This is a genomic window from Pseudomonas sp. MAG002Y (genome assembly GCF_019400845.1).
Lineage (GTDB): Bacteria > Pseudomonadota > Gammaproteobacteria > Pseudomonadales > Pseudomonadaceae > Chryseomonas > Chryseomonas luteola.
In genome coordinates this window covers 36,213-61,100 of record NZ_WOEJ01000006.1, presented here as the reverse complement: position 1 = coordinate 61,100, position 24,888 = coordinate 36,213, and the positions used below count along the sequence as shown (strand labels likewise).

Here is a 24,888-nt window from a genome sequence, read left to right as displayed (position 1 = left end):
TGAAAGTGGCGAAGCGAACTGATCATTTTAGAACTTGTGAAGTGTCTAAAGTAATCCGTTCACTTAAAGACAACATAATGCATCCGAAGCATCTAGGGGTTGCTTAGGGCCATACAAGAAAAACAAAAGGCATCGTGCAGCATGGTTGAGAGGGAGCTTAGGCTCCCTTTGTGCTATTTGCAGTATCGTTCAGTCAATGAATAGTTCTGAGCACGTTGCCGGTTATCCAGCGCTAGGCAACCTGATGGAACGAAATCAATCCAGGCGGGTATAGATGTAGAGTGCGGAAATTGTTAACGCAAAAAGCATCGTTACAACGCTGAGGGTACCAGACAGTGTAAGCGCCGAAACCCTGCTTATCAGTCCCAGCCAGTCTGCTACTATCAATCCTGTGGCCATGCACACCAAAAGAGCAACTACTCGCGCCAGCATCACATCACCTGCGTTTTGCTATTTGACCATTAAGGAGCATTGCGAGATGGCACGCAATGCTGGCATATAAGTGTCAAATTGCCTCCACAAGTTCACCAAGTCACAGACCGCTTGTCGACCTGATAGCAGTTAAGTACACACACCTGTGACGGACTTCTCTTTTGTTGCACAGGCTTATCGCTGATGCCGTCCTCGACGCCATGATTCACCCACCAGGATGACTAGATAAATCGCCCATGCACTCAGCAGGACGAATACGTCTCGAGAGGACCAGTGAAGGGGATTGAAACCTTCTCGTACACCTTGAACCCCATAAAGAATCAACGCAACGACAACCGCGCTACGACAAAGCCGCGCAAACGTCATGACTGGCTCCTTAAAAATCTCTGAACACCGTGACTATAAAGTTTTCATCAGACCCATACAGTACACGAGCGTTGAAAGCAGTGGCTGGCCTGTCACCCAGTCCCAGCCAGAGCACGCTACCCACAAATTCAGGTAACCATTTTTGATTTAACGCCTGTCAATCCTTGCAGCGCCGTTTCGTCCTTGTTTGCGAATCACTTGACGACCCACTGAAAAGGCGTACGGCTTAGGGTAAAATGACTACGTAATGTAAAAGCAGATCTTGATAATGATCACGGAGGATAACCGCAATGCTGTTTGCTCTGGGTACATTACTCTGCCTGAGCGGTGCAGGTTGCCTGGCATTCGACCCGCTGGACCCTATGCTTCAGCTTGAAGGATTAGCGTTGATAGGATTGGCGCTATTGATTGTTCGTGAGGGCATACTCGAACTTAACTGAGGTATCGCCTGTAGTTGTCACGATACCTTGCCCGCCTCGCTCCGGCACATCTGATCCACCAGCTCCCGTGGATACTCGTTGAGTTCCAACTCATCACAAATGTAAGCCAATATGCTAAGACCATCCTGTTCCAGCAATCGGACCGCTGAGAGTTCACCGCATCGATAGTCATAACAGGCCCAGCTGCCTGGGTGTTTCTGACAAAGCAGAAAAGCTCGCGAGACATTTATCTCCTGCGAAACCAGCAGAGCCTGCAGCGCGGCAGTATCAACCTCACCTGTGGATTCAGACGCTTCTGAGCCGGAACGGCGCACAACCATAATTGCGTCTTGCTCAAACCTGAAGACTTCGATGTCCGATTGAGCGGTGCGACTGTAAAGGGTCGGCTGGTCCGGATTCTCGGGCTTCAATGGCGCAGGCTGGATACTCATGGGTGGGCTCATATAAGGGATAGGCGTGTCGTTGCAGCACTTTGATCAAGCGCACCTGGGTAGCCGCGTGGAAAAGGCTGATCCATATCAACGAACTCTGGCATTTCCGTATCCAGACTGTACGCCGTGCTTTGCAGCCAGCCAATAATCTATTTACATTTTTTTCACGAAATTTTCACGATGTGATCATGTCTAGCGATAAGGTCTGCCTGTTGTATCAGGGAGCAGTTTGGGTTCGGGTGGTGAAGTGAACTGAAAGGGAGCAAACAAGGTATGAGTCACTTTATTAGCAATACGTACGAGCTTTTAAAGGAGCCGGCCGGCCGGCTGATACTGGAGTGCCTGCAAAGCGTTGAAAGCTATGGTCGCTCCTGGCGCCTCGATAAAGGCTCGGTGTATGGAAATCGCCTGTCTACCCTGTTTTCTGCAAGCAAACCAGACGGCCAAGGCCGTGATCGGTTGATGGTCGTTGCCGTGGAGACCCCGACGTGCGACTGGACGGTTAGCTACCAACTCTTTTAACGCTATTTTGCCCGAACGCAGGCCGATTCCCTGATACGCGACGCGTACCACCCTTTCGGTTGCCTGTCTTGCTTTGTCTATTACCCAATAGGTGGCTGAAAAAGAAAGCTTTTTTATGGGCTGGTATTATCAAACAAATTACAATAAGGCTTGGAGATGTGTTTGTGCAGGAGGCCTAACGGCGACGTTTCTTAAACGGCTTGCAGCTAACTAGGGGGTGCCTGGCGTCTGAGCGGTACTCCCAGCGCCTTTTGAGGGAGCGGGCCGTAAGTCCCACGGGTGCGCGATATACGTATCGATTCGTCAGGACGATCCGTCTGCTGCGCTCCAGCCTCGCACGCATAATGTACCTGCAAATGCTACCCCTCCCCTTTCGCCCGATTAAACCCGTAGCCTCCACATAAGTGATGCCTGCTTGGTATGGCGGCTCGGCAGTAAGACGCAAAACGGTACGTCACGCTACACATTAGTAGATGAGCCCGCTGCACAACATCACGTCGTTGCGGACGATTTGGATGCTGTCAACGCGGGTCGGCAGCGAGGATCAAGTCCCATGGCAGCCAGGAACAATTCTTGCCACCCGAACGCTGCATTAATAGAGGCATGAGCTTGCTAGCGTGGCTCAAACGGTCACTTTTATTTTCGTTCGTCCAGGCAGTCCCATGATTACAATAGAAACGCCTACCTATTACACCGCTACCAAGAAATACAATCTGAGCTTCCCAACGCTCGATGCGGACATCGAAGCCGACGTCGTTGTGATCGGAGGCGGCTTTTCAGGAATCAATACCGCTCTTGAGCTAGCCGAGAAAGGCATCACCAATATCGTGGTGCTCGAAGGTCGTTACCTGGGCTTTGGCGGCACGGGCCGTAATGGCGGACAGATCATGGCGGGTATTGGTCATGACCTGGACAAGATCAAGAACCAAGTAGGTGAAGACGGCCTCAAGACTATTTTCGAGATCAGTGACAAAGGCGCTGACATCATCAAGGGCCGGATTCAGAAATACAATATCGATGCGGACTTCCATCATGGCTACGGCTATATGGGCTTTAACGCACGCCAGGAAAAGACACTACGCACCTGGGAAAAAGAATTCAAATCACTGAACTCCGGCCATGAGATTGCCTTGCTGACAGGCTCGGAAGTCCGCCGCATCATTGGATCGGAAGCCTACACCAGCGCCCTGTTGCACATGGGCGGCGGTCATGTTCACTCACTTAACCTGCTATTGGGCGAGGCCAAGGCGCTAGCCAGCTATGGCGTCAAGATCTTCGAGCACAGCCCTGCCCTTGCCGTTGAGTATGGTGAGCGGATCACTGTGCGCACCGGGCAGGGCTCTGTCAGGGCAAGCAAGCTGCTTTGGGCATGCGACAGCTTCCTCAACAAGCTGGAGCCGGAACTCCATACCAAAACGATCAACACCTATGCGTTCCAGATCATGACCGAGCCGCTCTCGGATGAATTGATCGAACGCATCAGCCCGATCCGTGGGGCCTACAGCGATATCCGCCCGGTCATTGACTATTACCGCGTTACGGCCGAGAACCGGTTGCTATTTGGCGCTGCTACGCCTTATCTCGACTATATCCCCAAAGACCTGAAGGCCTGGAACCGCAACCTGATGCTCAAGATCTTCCCATACCTCAAGGACGTGAAGATCGATCTGGCCTGGGGTGGCCCGATGGCATGCGGTGCCAACTTGTTTCCACAGATCGGCACCTTGTCCGGCCGGCCCAATGCGTTCTACGTACAGGGCTATTCAGGCTTCGGCGTAACGCCAAGCCACATTATTTGCAAGGTTCTGGCTGAGGGCATGAGCGAGGGTTCTGCCCGCTACGACCTGATCAGCTCGGTTCGCCATAGCAATATCATAGGCAAGGACCATTTCCGCCCGGTTATCTGCAGCCTGGGCAAGATCATGCATCAGAGCGCCGGCTACATGACAGGCCGCCGCTGATATTTCCCCAACGAAAAGGACCATTTCATGTCGTTATTCACTGTTAAACAAGGCACCGCACTGACCGATCTTGAAGCCTGGGGCACCGTGGCGGATCTGGGTTCGGAAATCCTGGAAGGCGACGGCAAGTGCTTTGGCAAGATGACCTTTGGTGCGCCGACCGATCCGGTCAGCTCTGCTTATTTTGGTACCACTAAAAGCAAGTTCCGAATGGTGTACCCGTTCAATGAGCAGGCAACGGTTGTTTATGGTGAGGTCATCCTGACTGACGAATCCACGGGCAAAAGTACCCATTACAAGACCGGAGACAGCTGGTCTGTCACCAAGGGCACACCTGTCCTGTGGGAAGTCGTCAGTGATGGGTTTGTCAAACACTACCTCGCGGCTGCATAAATCAGAGCCCAGGCAGACCTTCGTCATGATGCCGGCCACTGAAGGCAAACAGCGATGCCTACAGGCGGTAACGCGAATCGTACCGGCTTCCTCTGCCGTGCTCTATCAGGTAAATCAGCAGCTTGAGGCTCACCACTACGAGCTGCTGACTATGACGCCTCAGGTACATCAGTGCTACCTGGACGTCTACCGCGAATTTGATCCGCTGCGGCCCATCTGCTGTCACGAACTGGGATTGGCAGTCGTTCCCCTCAGCGTGGCAGCGACTCGGCAAGAAGCACATCGCTCGCGCCGATACGCCACCTTTCTCGATACCTACTCCATTTGCGATGTCATCGAAATCCTGACCTATCAGGCCGGACGGCCGGCATTTGGTATCTCGCTTCTGCGCACACGGGCACTAGGCGCATTTACAGCCGAAGAGATAGAGCGGCTGACAGGCCTGCAAAGTCTGCTGGAGCTTACGCTGCCGTTGGCCTTCATCCATGAACCTGGCGAGACAGCCCGCCTGACCGGCCTGACGCCTCGAGAGCAGGACATTGCGTTGGCACTCAAGGACGGCCTGAGCAACAAGGCGCTTGCGCGGCATCTGGATATGGGGCTGCCGACCGTTAAAACGCACCTGAATAACCTGTATCGCAAGTTCAACGTCACGAACCGCACTGAATTGATCCGGCACCTGTTTCTGTGAGCGTTCTCCTGGCGACCTCAACCATCTGGTTGATACCGGGCGCCAAGCCGCTAGTGGATGATGACCTCACCTATCAAACGGAGTGTATGACATGACCCAACAACAGGACTGGATCACCGTAGGCGCACTGGCCGATGGCTTCAACCTCGACAACTACACGTTGCCTGTCTCGAACGACCTCAACGGCAGGACGCTAGTGCTCGACGGCCCGTCCGGCGAATCCGTTACCTACCGCTTCAGCCAAAATGCGGTTGGCTGGTCCTCAGCAGACCACTCGATATCTCACGAGGCGGCCTCTCGTGTCACTTCCATCCGGGAAGGGATCTACCTGATCGACTTCCTTCAGCAGACCGACACCTCCACTGCCTCGATCAGCCTCGTGCTGGACGTGAAGCAAGGCGTTTTCACGCGGGTCTACGGGCAGCTCCCAACGCAAGATGATCAGCGCAGCGATCTGTTCAAGTGTGCCTTGTCGGGCCAGGATCTGACGCCAGTCTCGGCGCAGTTCACTCATGGGACGATACAGGGCCTTTATTCAGGTACATCACCGTCGGAAGCGAATCACCCACATCAGCCGACCCACGAACTGGTCGGCATCCGCAACTGCTACGCCTACAGTCCTCATGAGGTTTATGAACACATCTATCTCAACGAAAACCTCTACAGCTGGCATTGCCTGAGTGGCGTTGAACGTGGGCTGGCCGATACGGACCGCTGCCATTATTTCAAGCTGGAGAACGAGCTCTATCTGTTCGTATGGCGGGAAAAGATCATTCCTACGCTCGGGCTGGTGCTGATCGACCTGAAGCAACACCGCAGCGACGGAAAGATCTGCGGCCATACGGGTGATGATCTAGGGCAGTGGTCGAACTTCCCGGTTGGCTCATTCAGCAGAATCCTCAACACAACCGAGTACCCAGGCCATGAATGAGGTGAAAACCTACGTAATCACCGGGGCCGGTAGCGGTATCGGTGAGGCGTGCGCCTATCGCCTTGCCGATGAAGGCGCCCAGCTTGTACTCATTGGTCGCCGTCGGGAACCGCTGGAGGAGGTAGCCGCTCGTACAGATGGGCTGGTACTGACGGGTAATGCGGCCAGCAGTGCGGATTGGGAGACGTTCATCCCTCGGATCATCGAGCGCTTCGGCAGAATCGATGGCCTTGTGGCGTCAGCGGGCGGTCTGGGCCAGGGCACTGCACTCGAGACCAGCGATACCCGATGGCAGCAAGCAATGCAAAGCAATCTGGACACCGCTTTCTACAGCGTCAGGGCGTGCCTGCCCTCATTGATCGAGCAGCGGGGTGCAGTCGTGCTGCTAGGCTCAATCGCCTCGCTGGCTGCTGGGGCGGGAGTCTGCAGCTATACCACAGCCAAACATGCTTTGATCGGCCTGACCCGTTCGCTCGCCAAGGATTATGGCCCTGCCGGCGTCCGCGTCAATGCGGTCTGCCCAGGTTGGGTGAAAACGCCGATGGCCGACGAAGAGATGCAGCCGCTGATGCAGCATTACGGCGAAAGTCTTGAGGCGGCGTATAGCCGGGTAACCCGCGATGTCCCTCTTCGCCGCCCCGCCACATCAGCGGAGATCGCTGAAGTCTGCCGGTTTCTGCTTTCTCCTGAAGCCTCGATCATCACAGGCGCTTCAATCGTGGCGGACGGTGGATCCAGCATCGTCGATGTGCCCACGCTTGCCTACGAGCACCTGTAAGGCCAGCCACGCCAGCGCAACAGCCAACGTAAACACAGGCCCAGTGGCGGGCCTACTTTCATTCGACATAACCGCAGGAGCAGGATGATGCAGGATCAGACATCAGCAGGATCGATACACGACTTTACCGGCAAGGTCGTTCTCGTCACCGGGGGCGGCCAAGGCATCGGGCGAGGAATTGTCGAGCACTTTGCCGGGGCTGGCGCACAGGTCGTCATTGCCGACCTCAATGCGGAAAACGCAGCAGCGGTCGCGCAGGGATTGCAAAAGGAAGGAAGACACGTGACCACCCATCCGGTAGACCTGGCCGAGCGCGATCAGATCAGGACACTCATGGAAACCGTCAAACAGACCTGCGGCCGGCTGGATGTCCTGGTACACAACGCCGGCTACTTTCCACTAACTCCGTTCGCCGATATTACACCTGAAGTGCTGGAACGTACCCTGGCCGTCAATCTGTCATCCCTGTTCTGGCTAACGCAGCAGGCATTGCCACTGTTCCGGCTACAGGGCAAAGGCTGCGTGCTGGTTACGTCCTCGGTGACAGGCCCTCGGGTAGCCTATCCCGGGCTCTGCCATTACGCGGCGGCCAAGGCCGGCGTGAACGGATTCGTTCGTAATGCCGCCCTGGAACTGGCACCTCATAACGTTCGGGTGAATGGCATCGAGCCGGGGATGATCCAGACACCTGCCATGGACAACTTGGGCGACAGCGACGTCACCCGACAGATCAGGGCCAGTATCCCGCTCGGGCGTCTTGGTCAGCCGTCCGACATTGCCAGTGCGATGCTGTTTCTGGCCTCAGAGGCCGCCTCGTTCATTACAGGGCAGACGCTGGTCGTTGACGGTGGCATGACGCTGCCTGAATCCAAGATGGCCCTGGTGTGAACGCGCTACCAAATAGCCATTTTTGGCACATCTACATCTGAATGGTACGTTGAGGAACAGAACTTGCCTCAGTACGCAGGAAAGGCCTTTAACGAGCAGAAAGGTTTCCAAAATGCACCAAGACATCAAGGCTGCGTTACCGGTAAAGGCTCGAATGCATCACACCCATACTCAGGACGTATCGGAGCACTCCCACGCCATGACAGGCTGGGCATTGCATTATGACCAGGTCTCGTCTGGACGCTTCGAGGGCGAACTGATCGATATCCAGCTGGACTGGATGCATCTGACCCGCGATCGGTGCAATCAGGCATTGCGCAAGAACGGCTCGGCATGGTCAGGTGCGATTGCATTCAGCCTGCCCCTCAACGAAGCGTGCGAGCTTCATTGCGCCGGACACTCGTTGAGAGAAGCCAGCCTGTTGGTCGCCCGCGGCGCTCACCTGCCAGAGTTGCAGACGCCTGCCAATCTCGACCTGCTATGCATCACCGTTGCAGAGGCCGAGCTGCTTCCCATACTAGAGCAGCAACAGAGCCCGTTCACACTTGACGACTTGCCGAAGTGTTACCGTCTCCGCCCCCATCAGCGTTACAGCGAGTTCGTCAGGTTGCTTGACGACATCGCAAATACGCAAAGCCAGAGTCAAGGCCTCTTGAGGCACGAGGCTATCCGAAACGGTATCCGGGAAACCGTTCTGTTGCACCTTCTGGATCTGCTCGATGCTGGCGAAGAGGTTCCGGCACTGACTCCCACAGCCCGCAAGCGGATGGTAGACCGAGCCCGCGAGTATGCGCTTTCGTGTCAGGAAACGCCGCCTTCGATTTTGGAACTCTGTAACCGCATCGGCGCCAGCCGACGCAAACTGCAGTACTGTTTTCAGGAGGCGTTGGGCGTCAACCCGACCACTTATCTGCGTACGCTGCGCCTGAATGCGGCGCACCGTGCGCTTTGTCACAGTGACGGCACGGTTTCGGTGCAGGACGTAGCAGCCCAATGGGGCTTTTGGCACCTGAGCCGCTTTGCCAACGACTACGCCAAATTGTTTGGCGAAAAACCATCCGCCACTTTACGCCGTGTTCGTGAAGACTATATGACCAGTTTTGCCAAATCCGGATAACAACCCTCGCTTGACCTCCCCCACCCTAAGAAAAAACAAAGGGAGAGGTTTCGATGTACGAAGCATACAAGATCACAACAATTAGCTCCGTATTGTTAGCCACTTTATTTCTGACTCATCCCGTCCAGGCGACTGAAGGCGGAGCCCCTACAACAGCCTTTGGTGTCTATGATTTTGGCGCCGGGTTCACACCGCCACCGTCGCCAACAGGCACCGTTGGCCTGCGTACCAACTACTACTGGGCCAATACTGTCAAAGACCGCCACGGCCGAGACAACGGGACTGATTTTTCCCTTGGCGTCCTCTCACTCGGCCTGGCTTATATCCGCATGACCGATACCGAACTGCTGGGTGCAAAGTACGGGTTTGGTGTGATCGCGCCTTTTTTTGACATGGACGCTGATCTCAAGGTCAAGGTGGGCGGCACCACCGTCTTTTCGGACAGCACTCACGTATTCCGGCAGGCGGACCTGCAGGTGTTGCCACTGATTCTACAATGGACGCCCTCACGTAACCTTGGTATCAACGCGCAGTTCCAGATTCAAGCACCCACCGGCGATTACGACAAGAACCGTCTGGTCAGCCCCGGCCTCAACCACTGGACGTTTTCACCTATCGTCAACGCCACCTATATCAGTGATTCAGGATTCGAGGTGTCATCCAGCTTCGAGCTGGACGTGAACACCCGTAACCATTCTACGGATTACAAGAGCGGAACTGAGTACCGCCACGAGTTCGCAGTGGGCCAGCATTTCGGGCCTTGGACAGCCGGTATTGGCGGTTACTACTACCGCCAGCTCAGCGACGATGACGCACCCAACCTTACCTACGGCAACCGCGCCCGGGTACTGGCCATCGGACCTGCAGTGAGCTTTTTCCAGCCGGGGCTGCCACCTGTCTGGGTGCATGCTTACAAGGAGTTCGACGCCCGTAACCGTACCGAGGGTTATGCCGTCGCCGTGCGTTTTTCCCACAGCTTCTGAGGAATTACCATGTCCCAGTCCTATCTAGAAGGCCGGTACGCTGCTGGTCGCGCGCAGGGCGCTGTCCTCATGCTTGGTAGCAGCCTGACAATCATGGGCTCCGTGATGGTCGCGCCGGTTCTACCCAAGATTGCCGCAGAATTCGGGCCGGTAGAGCCCCAGACGGGCGTTCTCATACCACTGGCCATTACGGGGCCGGCACTGGCCATTGCGCTTTGCGCACCGCTGGCCGGTTGGCTGGCCGACCGGCTCGGACGCAAACGTCTGCTGATTCTGGCGACACTGGTCTATGCACTTTGCGGCGCCACACCTGCATTTTTGGACAGCCTGAAAGGAATTGTTGGTCTGCGACTGCTCTTTGGCTGTGCCGAGGCGGCAGTCATGACTTGCTGCGTCACGCTCATCGCCGATTACTGGCATGGCGAACAACGCATGCGCTACGTAAACGGGCAAGTCATCACGATTGGTCTGGTAGGCTCGATCTTCTTTGCCATCGGCGGCGCACTAGGGGAACACTCCTGGCGAACACCGTTTCTGCTGTACCTGCTTCCCCTCCTGCTTGTCCCGGCCATGCTCAAGCTGCTCTGGGAGCCCGAGGTTCATCATGCCTGGGCAATGCATTCAACCGAGCCTGGGCAGTCCTCCCTTCCGCCGCTAATCATCAACTATCTATTGGTGTTCTTTGGCATGGTGCTGAGTTTCATCGTCCCAGTCCAAAGCCCCACCCTGCTGGTCGGGCTGGGGGTTACGTCCAGTACGCTGATCGGGCTGTGCGCAGGGCTGGGGCTTCTCACTTCACTGGGAGGCTCGCTGCTCTGGCCCTTCGTTCGTCGACGTGTAGGGCTCGCGGGGTGCAATGTGCTGCTGCTACTGCTCATGGCCAGCGGACTGTGGCTACTCATTACCGCCCACACCTATTACCAGGTTCTGCTCGCCGTGACGATTCACGGTCTGGGCGCCGGCATGCTGGTTCCCAATTCCATGGCACCGGTGATGAATGCCCTGAGCGCGACCGCCCGTGGCCGGGGACTCGGTATCTTCACCGCCTGCCTGTACCTGGGCCAGTTCTCAAGCCCACTGATCGTCATTGCTCTGCTTGGCCAAACCGGTGATCTGCACCATGCCATTGGCCTGCTTGCCATCGCCAGCGCCATCACCGCGCTTGTGTGGGCGCTGCTCAGCTTCCTGCGCCGTGGAATCACCAGCCCGGCCCGCTCCACCCATCCCTGAATTCAGTTACAAGGAGCTCCGTTTATGAATGACATCGACCACCTGCTGGACACCCTGGATGCCACAGCCCTGAGCCTGCTCGTACGGCAAGGTGAAGTGACGCCAATCGAATTGCTCGACGCGGCGATCCAGCGGCTCGACCGGGTGAACCCGCAACTCAACGCCATCAGCGAGCGGTGCTATGACGTGGCCCGGCAGATGGCACAACGACCGGAAGCCCGACAAGGCGTACTGGCCGGTGTTCCGACCCTCATCAAGGACCTCTTCTCCCCTGTCCAGGGCGCCCGCATGACACAGGGCTCGCGCGTCATGGGTGAGGCACGCGCTGATCTTGATTGTGAAGTGGTTGCCCGTCTGCGTCGCGCGGGCTGTGTGTTTGCAGGCACCACCACGTCACCGGAATTCGGAACCTCCTACACCACCGAGTCGACCCGTTTCGGCGCCACCCGAAATCCCTGGAATACGGAACGCAGTGCCGGCGGGTCCAGCGGTGGTGCTGCCGCCCTGGTCGCTGCCCGTGCCATCCCGTTTGCTCATGGTAACGATGGGGGCGGCTCACTGCGTGTCCCGGCATCCTGTTGCGGGGTCTTCGGTCTGAAACCCACCCGAGGTCGGTTGCCTTCCGGTCCGCTGGTAGGCGAAGGGTGGGCCGGAATGGGGACGCCCCATGCCATTACGTTATCCGTACGCGACAGCGCCCTTCTGCTGGACGCCACCGCTGGGGCGGACCTGGGTGCGCCCTACGCAGCGCCGGCTCAAGCGATGCCGTTCGTCCAGGCCGTCTCGGCTGATCTCGCACCGCTTCGTATCGCGGTGATCGAGCAACTGGGGCCGTGGCCAACAAGTCCGGAAGCGTTGACGGCGGTACGTCATACTGCACGGCTGTGCGAGCAGCTCGGCCATCATGTGGAGCTTGCCACGCTACCCGTCAATCTGCCGGGACTTCTGGACCATCTCTTCAATATCATTGGCCCAAGCACTCGAAACTTTCTGGATATGGTCGGCCAGCTGAGAGGGCAGTCCGTAGGAGACGAAGAGTTGGACCCCCGTACGCGCATCATTCTACGCGAGCGGGGTAATATTCCGGCCGCACGTTATGCCGCCGCGGTAGAAAGCATCCATGCGCTGGGAAGGCAGCTGGCCTACTTCCTGATTGACCATGATCTGATCCTGACGCCAACCCTGACTCGAGAACCACCCCTGATCGGTGACCTGGACGCCTTTGACCCCAGCCTCAGCCTGGCCGAAGTAATCGAAGCCTTCCATAGCTATTCACCCTTCACGGCGCTGTTCAATGCGTCCGGCCAACCGGCCATGTCCGTTCCGCTCTACTGGACAGAGAATGGACTGCCACTCGGCTCGCATTTTGCGGCACGCTTTGGTGAGGAGCACACCCTGCTTGCGCTGGGGGCACAACTCGAACGCGCCCAACCCTGGGCGAACCGCAAGCCACTGGTCTGTGCATAAAAGTACGAGGCACAGGACGGAGCAGGTCCTGTGCCTTATTTCCGTACTAACGTGCCTCAACCTACCAGGGCAGCGACTCGCCCTGGTAGCTGACAAAATCACACTGGCAGCGACCCGCCTGCTGCTCGATGACGGCAATCAGACCCTTAGCGCTTTCGGTTGTGGTCAGTGGTGCCGAGTGGCCGCCCATGTCGGTCTGAACCCACCCCGGGTGTAACGCCAGCACACTGAACGACAACGGGGTATGCGAGGATGCCCAGCTCCTGAGCAGGCTGTTCAGGGCCGCCTTGCTGGCTCCATACAACGGCATATCTGCGGCACGATCAAGCGTGACACTTCCCATCTGGGAACTCATACACGCCACCACACCGCCGTCTGCGATGCAATGGCTTAACCCTTCGACAATACGCAGCGGCGCAACTGTATTTGTCGAGAACAACTCTGCAATCTCTTCGGTATTGATTGCCATGACATCCTGGTGATCAGGTCCATAAATCCCTGCGTTGACGATCAGACGATCCAGCGTTGTGTTCTGCAATTGCTTCTTGAGAGAAGGAATTAGTGTCGGGTCCGTCATATCGCCGGACAGCAGCACCAGCCGATCGCCGTAAGTCGCGCTCAATTGTTGCAAGGCTTCGTTATCAGACCGACGAACCAGCGCAAAGACTTGCGCACCGCGTTCCAGGTACTGCGTAACCAGCGCCAATCCGATACCCCGTGACGCACCCACGATCAATACATTCATTTCGTTCAGCTCCCCTGGCGAGATTCATCAGCCTGAAATGGCAGATGAAATCGCTCCATGAAAAGTACAAGCGGTTGTCTGGAAAAGCCATTCTTCCGCCGCGGCGGCAGGCTCATGATCTCTTCCAAGCGTTACGCATTACCTGCATAAGAACAATGATACGGAGACATGCCCTCATGATGCCCGAAGATTATCGTGCCGAGAAAAACCGTCCACTGACGGGCGAAGAATACTTGGCCAGCCTGCGTGATGATCGTGAAATCTACATCTATGGCGATCGCGTCAAGGATGTCACTACCCATCCGGCCTTCCGTAACGCCGCGGCCTCTATGGCCAAGCTGTACGACGCCCTCCATGATCCCGAAACCAGAGAAACGCTCTGCTGGGAAACCGACACGGGCAACGGCGGCTATACACACAAGTTCTTTCGCTTCGCCCGTAACGCTGATGAACTGCGCGAACAGCGTGATGCCATCGCCGAGTGGTCGCGTCTGACCTATGGCTGGATGGGCCGCACACCGGACTATAAGGCCGCCTTTGGCAGCGCACTGGGCGCCAACGCCGAGTTCTATGGCAAATTCGAGCAGAATGCCCGCACCTGGTACAAGCGTATCCAGGAAGCGTGCCTCTACCTCAACCATGCTATCGTCAATCCGCCCATTGATCGCGACAAGCCGGTCGATCAGGTAAAGGACGTATTCATCTCCGTGGATGAAGAAGTTGACGGTGGCATCATCGTCAGCGGCGCGAAAGTCGTGGCGACCAACTCGGCCCTGACACACTATAACTTCGTGGGGCAAGGCTCTGCGCAGCTGCTCGGAGACAACACAGATTTCGCCTTGATGTTTATCGCCCCGATGAATACCAAGGGCATGAAGCTGATCTGCCGTCCCTCCTATGAGCTGGTGGCCGGGATGACGGGTTCTCCATTTGACTATCCGTTGTCGAGCCGCTTCGACGAGAACGACGCCATCCTTATCATGGATCGGGTGTTCATCCCATGGGAGAACATTCTGATCTATCGAGATTTCGATCGCTGCAAGCAATGGTTTCCACAAGGCGGCTTTGGTCGACTGTTCCCCATGCAAGGCTGTACCCGTCTGGCCGTCAAACTGGACTTCATCACCGGTGCACTGTTCAAGGCACTGCAATGCACCGGCTCGCTGGAGTTCCGCGGCGTGCAGGCACAAATGGGCGAAGTGGTCGCATGGCGTAACCTTTTCTGGTCACTTACTGACGCCATGTACGGTAATGCTTCCGAGTGGAAAAACGGCGCCTGGCTACCCAGCGCTCAAGCCTTGCAAGCCTACCGTGTGCTGGCGCCACAAGCCTATCCGGAGATCAAGAAGATCATTGAGCAGGTCGTGGCCAGCGGCTTGATCTACCTGCCGACCGGATCGCGCGATCTCAAGGACCCGACGCTGAACAAATACCTGAGTACCTATTGTCGCGGGTCCGGCGGTATGGGCCATGAGGAACGTATCAAGATCCTGAAGCTGCTTTGGGATGCCATCGGCACGGAATTTGGCGGACGCCATGAGCTGTACGAAATCAACTATGCCGGGAGCCAGGACGAGATCCGCATGCAGGCGCTGCGCCATGCACAAGGAACCGGTGCGATGAAGAGCATGACTGATATGGTAGAGAAGTGCCTGTCGGACTACGACCTAAACGGTTGGACCGTTCCGCACCTGACCAATCCGGACGATATCAACATGCTGGACCGTATTCGCCAGTAATCCTGCAATGCTGTCGCCGAATCGCTGATCCGGCGCCCCGTGGAGGTAGAGGTCATGACCCAACTCAGTCCAACCCAACAAGCCTTTCGCAATGCCATGGCGTCGCTGTCCGCCGCCGTGAATGTCCTGACCACCAATGGCCCTGGTGGACGCTGTGGCATTACGGCCACTGCCGTCTGCTCGGTCACGGACACGCCGCCCACCGTTATGGTGTGCATCAACCGCAACAGTGCCATGAATAGTGTCTTCAAGCAGAACGGGCGGCTGTGCGTGAATGTCCTGGCGGGCGAACATGAAGAAGTGGCCCGTCATTTTGCCGGGATGACTGGTATCGACATGGATGAGCGCTTCAAGCGTCACGCCTGGAAGGAGGGCCGCGAGGGCGTTCCGATTCTTGACGATGCCCTGGCCAGCCTGCAGGGAAGGATTACCGATACCCAGGAAGTCGGCACCCACTCGGTGCTTCTCGTAGAGCTCGATGAAATCTGTACCCGCGAGCGATGCGACAGCCTGGTGTATTTCAGCCGTAATTTTCATCGACTGCAACGCGAGCACAGCGCTGCCTGACCGGTCGCCCCCTTGCCGCGTCATATGTGGCGCGGCTTTTTTAGGGATTACGACTCGATTGCCAGAGTGCTGGCGCGACGGCTGAGCCGATAGTCGCTGGGTGTAATGCCTGCCTGGCGCGTAAAGAAGCGACTGAAGTAGGCCGGATCCTTGAAGCCCAGGCGAAAGCATATTTCGTTGGCGGAACTACCTGTGAACACCAACAGCCGCTTGGCCTCTTGCATAAGGCGGTCATGGACGAGCCGTTTCGAGGGAATGTCTGCGGTACGTCGGCAGATGTCGTTCAGCCGCGATTCCGTCAGGCCCAACTGATCAGCGTATCGGGACAACGGCCAATGCTCGGTGTAGTGCGCTTCGATGAGTTCATTGAAGCGCCGAAACAACTGCAGGTCATCCTGCCGCACAGGCTGTGCCGCGATTGATTTTGGAGAGAGACGAAGCATGCTGATAAAGATCAGGCGAGTCAGGGCTATCAGGCCACAGGCCTGGCCAGGACGAGATGTACCCGCCTCCAGCCTTAGCAACTCAAACAACGAGGCCAGCCGCTCGGCCTCTTCGCGAAACTCAGCCTCCAGGCTGGCCAGGCCTACACAGATCGGCAGGAATCCCGACGCGGTCCAGAGATCAGGCACCTCCTGCAATAGCGACCATACCAGCTGTTGGCGAACCGTCAGGACATGTCCGTCGCTGCCCTCCTCCGTCACAAAGGCATGGGGGACCGGAGGCGGTGTGATGAAGAACATAGGGCCCTGCTCCTGGTACTGCCGGTCATCCAGGTACACCCGAACCTTGCCGGTCTTCACGTAATGCACCTGAAAGAACCGGTCATGCCGGTGGGCACGCATGTTGCGCCCGAAGAACTCCGCCAGTCTGCCTAGCGCATCGTAATGCACCTCGGCATCGGCATAACGCTGGTCGTAGACCTGACCGATGTTGATGTTGGGGATCGGCTGGATAGACACGGACGCAAGACTTTTCATGAACATCATTCTTTTTGTTGTTGAACCAAGCATACGCGAACTCAGGTAACACTTGACCTTAGTTAACATATTAAATATAAAGTTAACACATTAACTATTTACTCCCAAACAGGCATGCCCTGTTTCCACACCAATAACAAGGGAGAGCGCCATGTCGCGATCACTTAGCGAATCTGCCAATGGAACACTGTTCGGCGTCGCCCTGAATTTCCAAGGCCTTTTGCGCAGCCGACTTGAAGAGTTTCACGAACCGCCTTACCAACAGCCCCCACTGAAACCGGTCCTGTTCATCAAGACGCCCAACACCCGTAACGGGCACCAGCAGCCCGTCATCATGCCCCAGGGGGAGCGTCTGCAGGCAGGCCCAGCCCTGGGAGTAGTGATTGGCAAACGGGCCAGCCGGGTAACTGAAGACCAGGCCATGGCCTACGTGGCGGGGTATACCGTCGTCAACGAATTCAGCCTGCCGGAAGAGAGCTACTACCGGCCTGCGGTGAAGGCCAAATGCCGGGACGGATTCTGTTCCATAGGTCCTGAGCTGGTGCCGGCAGAGGCCGTGAGCGACCCGAATCTGCTCACCCTCAAGCTCTATGTAAACGGCACGCTGCGCCAGGAAAACACGACGGCTAACTGGGTACGCACCCTCCCTCAGCTGATCGCCGAGCTGAGCGAGTTCATGACGTTGAACGAAGGCGACGTGCTGATCACCGGTACGCCTGAGGGCCGCGTCGATGTCACGCCGGGTGATCGCGTAGAGGTCGAGATCGACCGCATCGGCCGCCTCATCAATACCGTAGTTGCGGAATAAGGAGCACCCCATGAAACATGCACGTATTCGCTATCAGGGTGAGATCCATACCGTTACCGTCGACGATGACCATGCAGTACGTCTGCCCAGTGGCGAACGGCTATTGGAAGACCAGGTGGAATGGCTGCCGCCCGCCACAGGCAGCATGTTTGCCCTGGGCCTCAATTATGCGGACCACGCGGCAGAGCTGGCTTTCAAAGCACCCACCGAGCCACTGGCCTTTATCAAATCGCCCAACACCTATACCGGACACAGGCAGATCACCTGGCGGCCTGACAACGTCAAGTACATGCACTACGAGTGTGAGCTGGTGGCTGTCATTGGCAAACCGGCACGTCATGTAAAGCGCGCGGACGCTCTGGACTATCTGGCTGGCTATACCGTGTGCAATGACTACGCGATCCGCGACTACCTCGAGAACTACTACCGCCCCAACCTGCGGGTGAAAAACCGCGACTGCACCACACCGATCGGTCCCTGGATCGTCGACACCGCCGATGTGCCAGACCCGTCCAACCTGCGCCTGCGCACCTGGATCAACGGTGAGCTGAAGCAGGAAGGCACCACGGCGGACATGATCTTCGATATCCCCTACCTGATCGAATACTTTTCGAGTTTCATGACCCTGCAGCCCGGCGACATGATCGCCACCGGCACGCCGGAGGGCCTTGCCGATGTGGTGCCTGGAGATGAAGTCGTCGTGGAAGTGGAAGGCGTCGGTCGCCTCGTCAATACCATCGTCAGCGAAGAAGCTTTCTTCGCCGCAGCTGCCAAAGAGGTCTGAAATGATCAAGCACTGGATCAACGGCCGTGAGGTCGAGAGCAAGGAAACGTTCACCAATTACAACCCGGCGACCGGCGAGGCACTGGGCGAAGTGGCCAGCGGCGGCGCCGAGGAGGTCGCCCAAGCCGTGGCGGCTGCCAAGGAAGCTTTCCCCAAGTGGGCCAACACCCCGGCCAAGGAACGGGCCAAGCTGATGCGCAGGTTAGGCGAGCTGATCGACAAGAACGTGCCCAATCTGGCCGAGCTGGAAACTCTGGATACAGGGCTTCCAATTCATCAGACCAAGAACGTACTCATACCCCGAGCCTCCCATAACTTCGACTTCTTTGCTGAAGTCTGCACACGGATGGATGGGCATACCTATCCGGTCGATGACCAGATGCTGAACTATACCCTGCACCAGCCGGTAGGGGTCTGCGGCCTGGTTTCACCCTGGAACGTACCGTTCATGACAGCGACATGGAAAACGGCGCCGTGTCTGGCACTGGGCAATACCGCCGTGTTGAAAATGTCCGAGCTGTCGCCCCTTACGGCCAACGAACTAGGCCGTCTGGCCTTGGAAGCAGGCATTCCGCCAGGCGTATTGAACGTCGTGCAGGGCTATGGCGCCACAGCTGGAGACGCCCTGGTTCGTCACCCGGACGTGCGGGCCATCTCATTCACTGGCGGCACCGCTACCGGCCGAAAAATCATGGAAACGGCGGGACTCAAGAAGTATTCCATGGAGTTGGGCGGCAAATCGCCTGTGCTCATCTTTGATGATGCCGATCTAGGCCGTGCGCTGGACGCCGCTCTCTTCACCATCTTCTCGCTCAACGGTGAACGTTGCACGGCGGGCAGCCGTATCTTCATCCAGGAAACGGTTTACGACCAGTTTGTCGAGGAGTTCGCTGCACGCGCCAAGCGCCTGATCGTGGGTGATCCGCAAGATCCAAAGACCCAGGTCGGCTCGATGATTACCCAGGCTCATTACAACAAGGTCACAGGCTACATCAAGATCGGCCTGGAAGAAGGCGCCACGCTCATGGCAGGTGGTCTGGAGCGTCCAGCGAACCTGCCCGCCCATCTGACAAAGGGGCAGTTCATCCAGCCCACCGTATTTGCCAACGTCGACAACAGGATGCGTATCGCTCAGGAAGAGATTTTCGGTCCTGTCGTCTGCCTCATCAAATTCAAGGATGAGGCCGAAGCCCTGCGCCTGGCCAATGATACCGAATACGGCCTTGCGTCCTATATCTGGACCCAGGACATCGGCAAGGCGCACCGTCTGGCCCGTGGCATCGAGGCCGGCATGGTGTTCATTAACAGCCAGAACGTACGGGACCTGCGCCAGCCATTCGGTGGCGTGAAAGGCTCTGGTACCGGCCGTGAAGGAGGCGAGTACAGCTTCGAGGTGTTCACGGAGGTGAAGAACGTGTGCATCTCCATGGGCAGTCACCACATCCCGCGCTGGGGTGTGTAACCACTCCCGCCCCAGGGCCAGCGCCTGCTAGCGGTATCGGCAGGCAAGCACCCGGGTTTTCGGGCTTATCACGACCAAGCAGTTACAACACAGCGCCCTGATCTTCTGTTCGGGGCTAACAAGGAGAACTGTCATGGGCGAAGTCGTCCTTGCAGCCAAGATTACACATGTTCCATCCATGTATCTGTCTGAACTGCCCGGAAAGCACCAGGGTTGCCGCGAGGCAGCCATCGCCGGTCACAAGCTCATCGGTCAGCGCGCCCGCGACCTGGGCGCCGACACGGCCGTCGTGTTCGATGTTCACTGGATGGTCAACAGTGGTTACCACATCAATTGCGGGCGGCAGTTCGAAGGGATCTACACCAGTAACGAGCTGCCGCACTTCATCAAGGACATGGCGTATCAATATCCGGGCGATCCCGAGCTGGGAGCCCTGATCGGTGGGGAAGCCAATGCCGCGGGGATCCGCACCATGGCCCATAACATCCCTAGCCTGGAGCTTGAATACGGAACACTCGTTCCCATGCGCTACATGCACATGGGCGTACCGGACAGCCAAAAGCTCAAGGTCATTTCCATTGCCGCCTGGTGCGCCTGGCATCGGCTGGAAGACAGCTTTGCCTTTGGTGCTGCGGTTCGTCGCGCCATTGAAAAAAGCGACCGCAAGGTACTGGTACTGGCATCCGGATCACTCTCCCACCGGTTCTCGGACGATCGGGTCGCCGAGGCGAATATCCACAAGTGGACCCGCGAATTCGACAAGCAGGTCGACCTGCATGTGGTGGAGTTGTGGCGGCAAGGTCGCTTCAAAGAGTTCTGCGCCATGCTTCCAGACTACGCCGAGCACTGCTATGGCGAAGGCAAGATGCACGATACCGCCATGTTGCTGGGCCTGCTGGGTGGCGCTGAGTACGACAAACCCGTCGAAATCGTGACCGAGCCGTTCGGAAGCTCGGGCACCGGCCAGATCAACGCCATCTTTCCTGTTTGACTGGTGTTAGCAGCCTCCAGGGTCCGCACAGGCTCCTGGAGGATGCACGTCCGCTGGAGTAAAAACCATGCCCCACTTTATTGCCGAATATTCAGCCAATCTTGAACATGACGCAGACCTGCCGGGTTTGTTTGAAAAAGTCCACGCCTGTCTCGGCAACAGTGGTGTTTTCCCCCTAGGCGGTATTCGTAGCCGCGCGATCCGCATGGATACGTTCCGCATGGCTGATGAAAAACATGACTATGCGTTCGTTCATATGACGCTGAAGGTAGGTGCTGGCCGCGACCTGGAGACAAGGCGTCAAGTAGCTGATGCATTGTTCGAGGTGATCAAGCATCACTTCGCCGAGCTTCAGAGCAGACGCCTGCTGGCACTGTCGTTCGAGATGACCGAACTCTCGGCCGAACTCAATTACAAGCACAACAACATCCATGCCTTTCTGAGCGAGCAGGCCGGTTAGGCAGCGCTCCGTTTGCGTCCTTACAACAACAATAAAAGGCACCCACCATGGCACAGGCAATCGATACGCTTTCGGTTTCGGAAAAAAATGATGCAACTTACCGGCACATCACTTGGCGACTGATGCCATTGCTGCTGGTCTGCTATGTCTTCGCTCATCTCGATCGCATCAATATCGGCTTCGCCAAGCTGCAAATGAGCAGCGACCTGCACTTCAGCGATACCGTGTATGGATTTGGCGCAGGCCTGTTCTTTATTGCCTATGCCCTGTTTGGCGTACCCAGCAACCTGATGCTGGACCGTGTGGGGCCGCGCCGCTGGATTGCCACGCTGATGGTGGTCTGGGGCATCCTGTCCACCGGCATGATGTTCATCGAGTCCGCCACCGGCTTTTATACCCTGCGCTTTCTGTTAGGCGTGGCGGAAGCGGGTTTTTTCCCTGGCATCCTGGTTTATCTCAACCGCTGGTTTCCAGCCCATCGGCGGGCGTCGGTCACTGCACTGTTTGCCATTGCCGTCCCTATGGCAGGAGTCATCGGCGGCCCCCTGTCCGGCTGGATTCTGGAGCTGTTCAAGGACAGCGGTGGTCTGCGGGGGTGGCAGTGGATGTTCATGTTGGAAGGTCTGCCAGTGGTGTTGCTTGGGTTGGTCGTCCTCAAGGCCCTGCCGGACAGCTTCGAGAGCGTCAGCTGGCTTGAGCCTACCCAAAAGCGTCAACTCCGTGATGCGCTGGCGGGAGAGGAGCAGCGCAAAACGATTACCTCCTTTTCAGGCATTGTTCGCAACGGACAGGTGTGGTTGCTCGTGGCGATTTATTTTGCCGTCATGTTGGCCGTCAATACCCTTGCCTTCTGGATGCCAGCTCTCATTCACGGCGCTGGCATCGGTCAAGACAGCAACGTCGGCATGCTCAGTGCCATCCCTTATCTGGCAGGCTGCTTCTTCATGATCGCTGCAGGCCGCTCCTCCGATCGCCACCGCGAACGCCGCTGGCACCTTTGCGTCCCCCTCCTCATGGGTGCGGCCGGTATCGCCATCGCCGGGCTGGCACCTCAAAACACAACCCTCGTCATGCTGGGCCTGTTCATCGCAGGCATGGGCGCAAGCTCCGCGCTGCCCATGTTCTGGCAGCTGCCCCCGGCGTTTCTATCGTCAGGCACACAGGCGGCCGGCATTGCCATGATCAGCTCCTTTGGCAGCGTGGCGTCATTCCTCGCTCCCTACTTCATTGGCTGGATGCGCGATACCACACAAAGCGCCAGCCTGGCGCTCTATGTTCTGGCGGCGCTCATCGCTGTCGGTGCCTTTTTGGTATTGCGCACCCCTGCCGCCATCGTCAATCCACAAGGAAACTAGCCATGCTCGACAACGCCTTTATCCGTGCGGCCGCTGAACGTCTTGACCAGGCCGAGCGCTCCCGGGAACAGATCGGTCAACTGTCCCTGGAGCAGCCAGGGATCACTATTGAAGATGCCTATGCCATCCAGCGCGCCTGGGTCGAAAAAAAGATCGCGGATGGTCGCAAACTGGTTGGCCACAAGATAGGCCTCACCTCCCGCGCCATGCAGGTGTCATCCAATATCACAGAGCCGGACTATGGCGCTCTGCTCGACGACATGTTTTTCGAAGAAGGAACCGACATTCCCTTCAATCGATTTATCGTGCCACGCGTGGAAGTCGAGCTGGCCTTCGTCCTGGGCAAGCCACTGAAGGGTCCGAACTGCTCGATTTTCGATGTGCTCGATGCCACCGAGTATGTCATTCCGGCGCTTGAGATCATCGATGCGCGTATCCAACAGATCGACCCCCATACCAAGGCTACACGCAAGGTCTTCGACACCATCTCCGACAATGCCGCCAATGCCGGCGTCGTCATGGGCGGCAAGCCGATTCGCCCTCACGCTATCGATCTGCGGCGCGTACCGGCCATTCTTTACCGCAACGGGGTGATCGAGGAATCGGGTGTCTCCGCAGCGGTGCTTAATCACCCGGCCAAGGGCATTGCCTGGCTGGCCAATAAACTGGCCGCCTATGACGTCACGCTGGAGGCGGGCCAGATCATCCTGGGCGGCTCATTTACACGCCCCGTGCACGCAAGCCCGGGCGATACTTTTCATGTGGATTACGACCAGCTCGGCAGCATCGCCTGCCGCTTCGTCTAAGACCGGTTTGGCCTGCGGCAGCGCGCTCATGCCCAGGCCAACCTCCCGCCGTGAGGATTTACCATGCAGCTTCCTATCAACACCTTCAAACAGCGCCTCAAAGGCGGTGACCCGCTGATTGGCCTTTGGATTGGCCTCGCCAATGCCTACAGCGCTGAATTGGCCGCCAACGCCGGTTTCGACTGGCTGCTGCTTGATGGCGAGCATGCGCCCAATGATGTCCGCAGCCTACTCGCTCAACTACAGGCCGTTGCGCCGTATGCCACCCACCCGATTATACGGCCGCCCATTGGCGATCCTGTGCTTATCAAACAGCTTCTGGATATTGGCGCCCAGACACTGCTTGTGCCGATGGTCGAATCCGCTGATCAGGCCAGGGAATTGGTAAAGGCCATGCGCTATCCGCCGGAGGGTATTCGCGGTGTAGGCAGCGCCCTGGCACGCGCCTCACGCTGGAACACGATCCCCGGCTACCTGGATCACGCTGATGAACAGATGTGTCTCCTAGTCCAGATCGAGAACCGAACCGGCCTGGATAATCTGGATGCCATTCTGGAGGTCAATGGAGTGGACGGAGTGTTCATCGGTCCTGCTGACCTGTCTGCCGCACTGGGGCATCGTGGCAATCCAGGCCACCCAGACGTTCAAGCCGTAATTGAAGAGGCGATTGTTCGTATTGCTAAAGCCGGCAAGGCGGCAGGTATTCTTTCAGCCGATCAGAAGCTCGCCCAGCGTTATATCGAGCTGGGCGCAGTCTTTGTAGCGGTGGGGGTCGACACGACGGTGCTGATGAAAGGCCTTCAAACGCTGCTAGGCCATTTCAAGCACAACACTCCAAAGCCCACACATGGTGGCGGTGTCTATTAAGGTATGAAGCACCGAGCCTGAACTGAACCGGCGGCCCTTGGGCCGCTTTACCTGCACAGCTGATCAACTGTCATCCCGATCGGGATAGATAAGGCGCTCTTCGTCGTCATCCTCCGAGCCAGGCCGCACCTGTTTGAGTTCTTCCAGCAAGGCGATTAGCGTCTTGAGCTTTTCCTCACCAAATTGCTCCTGGATGCGCTGGTAGTTGGCCTCCATACCCGTGGCCATGGATTCGAAGCACGCCCGGCCACGATCCGTCAGGCTCACGTAAACACGCCGCTGATCCTTGGGTGTTTTCCAGCGCTGCACGTACCCGTCACGCTCCATGCGAGACAATACACCGGTCATGCTGGGCTTGAGAATGCAGGCCTGCTTTGCCAGCTGATGGCTCTCCATTTCACCCCGCTGCCAGAGTATCCGAATGATGCGCCATTGCTGTTCGGTAAGGCCGTGCTCATTCAACAACGGACGGAAAAACCCCATGGCCGCTTCGCGGGCCTGCAATAAGGTAAGCGTAAGAGAAGGACGCGGTTTCAGCATGACAATTAGTCACCAAGAGCCATGAAAGATATCGTTGCACGGGCCGGACGCCAGCCCAATGAATAGATTGGCAGATATACCGCCATTTACCAACGGAGCGGGACCATCGCATATAATTAACATATTAATCAACCATTCTGAATTCCTCTTCGTC

The 24,888-nt window shown here is 57.2% G+C and carries 27 protein-coding genes; 22 read left to right on the top strand and 5 right to left on the bottom strand.

Annotated features, from left to right (window positions below):
- Positions 1 to 606: 606 nt before the first annotated feature.
- Complete coding sequence (locus GM154_RS10275; RefSeq protein ID WP_010799048.1) at positions 607 to 798, bottom strand: hypothetical protein; 192 nt, start codon at positions 796 to 798, stop codon at positions 607 to 609.
- Positions 799 to 1,088: 290 nt separating this feature from the next.
- Here GM154_RS10275 and GM154_RS10270 point away from each other — a divergent pair, with 290 nt between their 5' ends.
- On the top strand, positions 1,089 to 1,238 hold the full coding sequence (locus tag GM154_RS10270) for a hypothetical protein (protein ID WP_010799047.1): 150 nt from the start codon (positions 1,089 to 1,091) through the stop codon (positions 1,236 to 1,238).
- 17 nt (positions 1,239 to 1,255) lie between these two features.
- Here GM154_RS10270 and GM154_RS10265 read toward each other — a convergent pair whose 3' ends face one another.
- Positions 1,256 to 1,669: a hypothetical protein gene (locus GM154_RS10265; RefSeq protein WP_197871702.1), complete on the bottom strand. Its 414-nt coding sequence runs from the start codon at positions 1,667 to 1,669 to the stop codon at positions 1,256 to 1,258.
- Between the two features lie 273 nt (positions 1,670 to 1,942).
- Between GM154_RS10265 and GM154_RS10260 the strand changes: the two genes are divergently transcribed.
- From GM154_RS10260 to GM154_RS10210, 11 genes are all read left to right on the top strand, one after another.
- Positions 1,943 to 2,191, top strand: a complete 249-nt coding sequence (locus tag GM154_RS10260) for a hypothetical protein (protein WP_010799045.1) — start codon at positions 1,943 to 1,945, stop codon at positions 2,189 to 2,191.
- Positions 2,192 to 2,853: 662 nt separating this feature from the next.
- Positions 2,854 to 4,152, top strand: coding sequence for an FAD-binding oxidoreductase (locus tag GM154_RS10255; protein ID WP_019366256.1), 1,299 nt, complete (start codon positions 2,854 to 2,856; stop codon positions 4,150 to 4,152).
- A gap of 27 nt (positions 4,153 to 4,179) precedes the next feature.
- Positions 4,180 to 4,545: a cupin domain-containing protein gene (locus GM154_RS10250; protein WP_074826021.1), complete on the top strand. Its 366-nt coding sequence runs from the start codon at positions 4,180 to 4,182 to the stop codon at positions 4,543 to 4,545.
- A gap of 25 nt (positions 4,546 to 4,570) precedes the next feature.
- On the top strand, positions 4,571 to 5,236 hold the full coding sequence (locus GM154_RS10245; RefSeq protein WP_083397910.1) for a LuxR C-terminal-related transcriptional regulator: 666 nt from the start codon (positions 4,571 to 4,573) through the stop codon (positions 5,234 to 5,236).
- A gap of 91 nt (positions 5,237 to 5,327) precedes the next feature.
- On the top strand, positions 5,328 to 6,167 hold the full coding sequence (locus tag GM154_RS10240) for a MoaF C-terminal domain-containing protein (RefSeq protein ID WP_219652159.1): 840 nt from the start codon (positions 5,328 to 5,330) through the stop codon (positions 6,165 to 6,167).
- Complete coding sequence (locus GM154_RS10235) at positions 6,160 to 6,945, top strand: SDR family NAD(P)-dependent oxidoreductase (RefSeq protein ID WP_019366252.1); 786 nt, start codon at positions 6,160 to 6,162, stop codon at positions 6,943 to 6,945. Before GM154_RS10240 ends, GM154_RS10235 begins: the two co-directional genes overlap by 8 nt.
- Positions 6,946 to 7,032: 87 nt before the next feature.
- Positions 7,033 to 7,833 (top strand): SDR family oxidoreductase, encoded by an 801-nt coding sequence (locus GM154_RS10230; protein ID WP_219652158.1) that lies wholly within the window; start codon positions 7,033 to 7,035, stop codon positions 7,831 to 7,833.
- A 112-nt stretch (positions 7,834 to 7,945) separates the two neighbouring features.
- Positions 7,946 to 8,950: a helix-turn-helix domain-containing protein gene (locus GM154_RS10225; RefSeq protein ID WP_074826029.1), complete on the top strand. Its 1,005-nt coding sequence runs from the start codon at positions 7,946 to 7,948 to the stop codon at positions 8,948 to 8,950.
- A 53-nt stretch (positions 8,951 to 9,003) separates the two neighbouring features.
- A complete protein-coding gene (locus tag GM154_RS10220; RefSeq protein ID WP_074826032.1) occupies positions 9,004 to 9,933 on the top strand; it encodes a transporter in 930 nt (309 codons plus the stop codon).
- Between the two features lie 9 nt (positions 9,934 to 9,942).
- Complete coding sequence (locus GM154_RS10215; protein ID WP_219652157.1) at positions 9,943 to 11,163, top strand: MFS transporter; 1,221 nt, start codon at positions 9,943 to 9,945, stop codon at positions 11,161 to 11,163.
- A gap of 24 nt (positions 11,164 to 11,187) precedes the next feature.
- Positions 11,188 to 12,630, top strand: coding sequence for an amidase (locus tag GM154_RS10210; RefSeq protein WP_219652156.1), 1,443 nt, complete (start codon positions 11,188 to 11,190; stop codon positions 12,628 to 12,630).
- Between the two features lie 61 nt (positions 12,631 to 12,691).
- Here the strand turns inward: GM154_RS10210 and GM154_RS10205 are convergent, their stop codons facing one another.
- The gene (locus GM154_RS10205; protein WP_074826039.1) at positions 12,692 to 13,375 is read right to left on the bottom strand and encodes an SDR family oxidoreductase; all 684 of its coding nucleotides are present in this window, start codon (positions 13,373 to 13,375) and stop codon (positions 12,692 to 12,694) included.
- 176 nt (positions 13,376 to 13,551) lie between these two features.
- Here GM154_RS10205 and hpaB point away from each other — a divergent pair, with 176 nt between their 5' ends.
- Both hpaB and hpaC read left to right on the top strand, forming a co-directional pair.
- Complete coding sequence (gene hpaB / locus GM154_RS10200) at positions 13,552 to 15,114, top strand: 4-hydroxyphenylacetate 3-monooxygenase, oxygenase component (RefSeq protein ID WP_010799032.1); 1,563 nt, start codon at positions 13,552 to 13,554, stop codon at positions 15,112 to 15,114.
- A gap of 54 nt (positions 15,115 to 15,168) precedes the next feature.
- The gene (hpaC, locus tag GM154_RS10195) at positions 15,169 to 15,681 is read left to right on the top strand and encodes a 4-hydroxyphenylacetate 3-monooxygenase, reductase component (protein WP_074826042.1); all 513 of its coding nucleotides are present in this window, start codon (positions 15,169 to 15,171) and stop codon (positions 15,679 to 15,681) included.
- Between the two features lie 47 nt (positions 15,682 to 15,728).
- Here the strand turns inward: hpaC and hpaA are convergent, their stop codons facing one another.
- Positions 15,729 to 16,661 carry a 4-hydroxyphenylacetate catabolism regulatory protein HpaA gene (gene hpaA, locus GM154_RS10190; protein ID WP_074826045.1) on the bottom strand — a complete coding sequence of 311 codons (933 nt, stop codon included), beginning with the start codon at positions 16,659 to 16,661 and terminating at the stop codon, positions 15,729 to 15,731.
- A gap of 151 nt (positions 16,662 to 16,812) precedes the next feature.
- Between hpaA and GM154_RS10185 the strand changes: the two genes are divergently transcribed.
- The 8 genes from GM154_RS10185 (at position 16,813) to hpaI (ending at position 24,194) form a co-directional block, all read left to right on the top strand.
- Positions 16,813 to 17,469, top strand: a complete 657-nt coding sequence (locus tag GM154_RS10185) for a fumarylacetoacetate hydrolase family protein (protein WP_219652155.1) — start codon at positions 16,813 to 16,815, stop codon at positions 17,467 to 17,469.
- Positions 17,470 to 17,479: 10 nt separating this feature from the next.
- Positions 17,480 to 18,253 (top strand): fumarylacetoacetate hydrolase family protein, encoded by a 774-nt coding sequence (locus tag GM154_RS10180; RefSeq protein ID WP_010799028.1) that lies wholly within the window; start codon positions 17,480 to 17,482, stop codon positions 18,251 to 18,253.
- 1 nt (position 18,254) lies between these two features.
- Positions 18,255 to 19,715 carry a 5-carboxymethyl-2-hydroxymuconate semialdehyde dehydrogenase gene (gene hpaE / locus GM154_RS10175; protein ID WP_074826051.1) on the top strand — a complete coding sequence of 487 codons (1,461 nt, stop codon included), beginning with the start codon at positions 18,255 to 18,257 and terminating at the stop codon, positions 19,713 to 19,715.
- 133 nt (positions 19,716 to 19,848) lie between these two features.
- Complete coding sequence (hpaD, locus tag GM154_RS10170) at positions 19,849 to 20,706, top strand: 3,4-dihydroxyphenylacetate 2,3-dioxygenase (protein WP_219652154.1); 858 nt, start codon at positions 19,849 to 19,851, stop codon at positions 20,704 to 20,706.
- Between the two features lie 67 nt (positions 20,707 to 20,773).
- Positions 20,774 to 21,166, top strand: a complete 393-nt coding sequence (locus tag GM154_RS10165; protein WP_219652153.1) for a 5-carboxymethyl-2-hydroxymuconate Delta-isomerase — start codon at positions 20,774 to 20,776, stop codon at positions 21,164 to 21,166.
- A 47-nt stretch (positions 21,167 to 21,213) separates the two neighbouring features.
- Positions 21,214 to 22,521: an MFS transporter gene (locus GM154_RS10160; RefSeq protein WP_219652152.1), complete on the top strand. Its 1,308-nt coding sequence runs from the start codon at positions 21,214 to 21,216 to the stop codon at positions 22,519 to 22,521.
- A 2-nt stretch (positions 22,522 to 22,523) separates the two neighbouring features.
- The gene (gene hpaH / locus GM154_RS10155; RefSeq protein WP_219652151.1) at positions 22,524 to 23,327 is read left to right on the top strand and encodes a 2-oxo-hept-4-ene-1,7-dioate hydratase; all 804 of its coding nucleotides are present in this window, start codon (positions 22,524 to 22,526) and stop codon (positions 23,325 to 23,327) included.
- 63 nt (positions 23,328 to 23,390) lie between these two features.
- Positions 23,391 to 24,194 carry a 4-hydroxy-2-oxoheptanedioate aldolase gene (gene hpaI, locus GM154_RS10150; RefSeq protein ID WP_122043780.1) on the top strand — a complete coding sequence of 268 codons (804 nt, stop codon included), beginning with the start codon at positions 23,391 to 23,393 and terminating at the stop codon, positions 24,192 to 24,194.
- 63 nt (positions 24,195 to 24,257) lie between these two features.
- Here hpaI and hpaR read toward each other — a convergent pair whose 3' ends face one another.
- Positions 24,258 to 24,734 (bottom strand): homoprotocatechuate degradation operon regulator HpaR, encoded by a 477-nt coding sequence (gene hpaR, locus GM154_RS10145; protein ID WP_219652150.1) that lies wholly within the window; start codon positions 24,732 to 24,734, stop codon positions 24,258 to 24,260.
- Between the last annotated feature and the right edge of the window lie 154 nt (positions 24,735 to 24,888).